Genomic DNA, 2,498 nt, shown 5'->3' on the forward strand with positions numbered 1-2,498 from the left:
TTGCCCTTTGTCGGGGAAGGGCGGGGGATGTGGCTGGGGCCGTGGAGGCCTTTGCCGGTCTGCTGACCGACCAGGAGCGGGTGCTGGGGCACGACCACCCAGACAGCCTGACGACACGGAACAATCTCGCCGCCTGGCAGCGGAAACGGGCGGATTCAACGTCGAATAACGATCATTCGTGAACACGAAGATCGGCAGGACATTCCCGCAGGGCGCGACTGTGACGCTTCCCGAGTACGCGCCAATGCAACGTCCCCGCGGCGTCCCAACCGGGTCGCCGCCGTACGACGCATCCCCCTGACCCCTCCCGCTGCACCCTGGCCGTCTACCAGCGCATACCAAGCTGATCGAGGCCGGCCCGGCGCGGGATCGACGCCGCCTACCGCCAGGTGCGGCGCCAGAACGCCGCCGAACCGATGCTGTCCTTCCGCATCTTCATCTGTCAGCGCTTCACCCGCCTCACCAGCGACGAAGTCCTCGAGACCATCCCGCTCTACCACCCGATCTGGGCCGACGCCGACCCTGAAGACATTACCTACGCCGACAGCCGCGCCGCCCACGGCAACTTCCGCAACTGGGCCCGCCTCACCGCCCACACCCGCACCGCCCTGAACCGCACCGGCCGCCCCCGTGTCGACCAAGAAGTCCTCCGCTGGGCCTACAGCCGCCTCGGATCAGGCACATAACCCCGCCCGCCCCTACCAGCGCATCCCGAGTGCATCCAGGTCGGCTCGGCGTTGTTCGGTGAGCCTGCCAGCACGCTTCCGGACGTTGTCGAGCCATGTGCCCAGCCGTACGGTCACAGGCTCCTCAGCGCCGTTCTGGCGTCCCACCGCGGCACCTCCTTCCAGGCGCTCGACGTGCTTCCTCGGCACCTTCAGATGCCCCTCCCGGGCATGGAACTGCCGCGCGGCGCGGAGGTTCACCGCCCACACATCGTCCTGCGTCCGCCGCACCGGCTGTTCTGCTTCTTCGGCGGGTTCGATTCCGAGGACGTTTTCCAGGAGCCATTGCTGTGCGGGCAGGAGCTGTTCCCACCCGTGCCGCTGCGCTGTAACCCACCTCCCGAGGTCTTCTCCTTGCACGATCACTTTGCCGGCCGCTACCGGTAGGGCCCCGCCGTCTTGGAGGAGGTTCTGGGTGAGCCGGAAGCAGCGTTGCCATCCCGTGTCCCAGACGGGGCACCATCCCGGATCGATCTCGTCCAGCGCTGCGCGCCGTGCCTCGGTCAACGCGCCCTTACTGGTCTCGACAGCCAGGCCGGCCTCACGGCGTTCCGCGTTCGTGTCCGCGGCTCGGGCGGCGAATCGCTGGTTCTTGGTCCAGGTCCCGACCGGGTATCCGTCCCAGACCGCGGTCGTGGGCGGCAGCAGGTGTCCGTGCACCTTCGCCCAGGCGCGGGCGGCTGTGAGGCCTTCCTCGAATGCGACGTCCTGGTGCGACCACACCATCCCCAGCCTGGCCAACTGTTCCACCCGCCCCGCATCCAGGCGCCCGGCCTTGTGGGATTTCCGCTGGTCGGCGAGCCAGGTCCCGAGCGGGAACCCGGCCGGCGCCCAGCCTTCCGGGGTGACGTAGTCGTACGGCACCCGCAACTGCACCGCCCCGGTCTCCTTCACATACCGCACGCATGCCTGGATACCGCGCCGCCAGAACGTGTTCTCCGGCTCGAGCACCCGCAACTTCACGAACCGCGCCAGCAGCGCCGGATCCCTGGGCGTGCTGAACTTCAGCAGCTCCTGTGCAGGCGTGCTCGGTCCCCGCTCGCCCTCCGGCTCTTCCCGCTCAGCTACCGTCTCGCCTTCCCCGGCACCCTCCGGGAGCCAACTCCCGCTCCGGACACGAGGATCCGCTAGGTGCTCGATCGTTTCGGTGTCGTGCGCTCGCAGCGCTGAGAGGACCTTCGCGAGGGTCCCATACGCCGGTGAGGTCAGCATTTCGTCCGGGCTTTCACCCGGAGCGAGAAATACCGGAACGACCAGAGAAGCAATTTTCCCTTGACCGGGCTTGATTCTCAGGGCGCGTCCGACCATTTGCACGATATCGATCATCGACCCCCGCGCATCACAGAATGCGACGGAATCACAATTCGCCGTATCGACACCCTCACCCAGCACCTTCACCGAGCTGAGCACCCGCAACGCCGCCGGCACCAACCCCTTCCCCGACCGCCGCCCACCCCCGCTGCGCCCCCCGACGCCACCCTCGACCAGCTGCGCCTGGTTCTGGTCCTCGATGGTGTCGGAGGCGAACTCCTCCAGGACGGCGCGCCGGTGAGCCGGCGGATGCTCGCCATATAGCCAGTCCGCCCATACCCGCCCTGGCTCGGGGTAGTGTCGCGGGCTGTCTTCCCATAGCTTCCGGGCTGCGTCGACGACGCCTGTGGCCATGGCTTCGGCTTCGCTGACCCGGCTGTGGAATGTCAGGACCTTGCGCAGGTTCTCTTCGGCGGCCGCGGTCACGAGCCCGGTCTGCAGTGCGGCGAGTCGTGCTCCGCG

2 protein-coding genes and 1 pseudogene are annotated in these 2,498 nt (G+C 68.0%); 2 read left to right on the forward strand and 1 reads right to left on the reverse strand.

The window, feature by feature from the left end:
* A pseudogene (locus tag ACFYY7_RS40120) lies at positions 1 to 182 on the forward strand (hypothetical protein); the annotation flags it as partial.
* Positions 183 to 389: 207 nt separating this feature from the next.
* Positions 390 to 686, forward strand: a complete 297-nt coding sequence (locus tag ACFYY7_RS40125) for a hypothetical protein (protein ID WP_388669704.1) — start codon at positions 390 to 392, stop codon at positions 684 to 686.
* Positions 687 to 698: 12 nt separating this feature from the next.
* On the opposite strand, the gene ACFYY7_RS40130 is transcribed toward ACFYY7_RS40125, so the two are convergent.
* Positions 699 to 2,498 (reverse strand): Helicase associated domain protein (locus ACFYY7_RS40130; protein ID WP_388669707.1); only part of this gene is annotated, 1,800 nt, incomplete at its 5' end.

The sequence above is a fragment of the Streptomyces sp. NPDC001933 genome, from assembly GCF_042890955.1.
Taxonomy (GTDB): Bacteria; Actinomycetota; Actinomycetes; order Streptomycetales; family Streptomycetaceae; genus Streptomyces.